The sequence below is a fragment of the Moraxella sp. HMSC061H09 genome, assembly GCF_001809255.1.
In the GTDB taxonomy this organism is placed as follows: Bacteria; Pseudomonadota; Gammaproteobacteria; order Pseudomonadales; family Moraxellaceae; genus Moraxella; species Moraxella catarrhalis.
This window is the reverse complement of sequence record NZ_KV796836.1, coordinates 1-400: the sequence shown is the minus strand read 5'-3', so window position 1 is coordinate 400 and position 400 is coordinate 1. Positions and strand designations below refer to the sequence as shown.

Genomic DNA, 400 nt, shown 5'->3' with positions numbered 1-400 from the left:
ATCAACCAAGGCATCCCCATCAACGCCCAAGATGTTTATGGTATGACCCCATTACACTATGCCATGCGTTCAAAGAATGCTGATGCTGCTATCGCCTTGCTGGAGGCAGGGGCTGACCCTAATATTCCTAATAGAGACAATGTCATACCCTTGGCAATGATAGGTATGATACCGAAGCGATTAGATGTACTTGAACTGATGCTCAAAAAAGGTGGCAATGTTCATTTTTATAATGGTCATTATGAAGTGTTACAATTATTAGAGTTGTTTTGGAGTCATGACAAAGATTATATCCCTGTTATTGAAATGATGAAACAGTACGCTTGAAAACCTTTTAAAGCCTAATACACAAACACCCATACCCTAAATGCTGTCAAACTGATTGCAGGCATCACCGCTG

Annotated in this window: 1 protein-coding gene; it reads left to right on the top strand. The window is 40.5% G+C overall.

The window, feature by feature from the left end; translation table 11 throughout:
* On the top strand, positions 1 to 327 hold a 327-nt coding region (locus HMPREF2573_RS02035), incomplete at its 5' end, for an ankyrin repeat domain-containing protein (RefSeq protein ID WP_182995221.1).
* Positions 328 to 400: the final 73 nt, after the last annotated feature.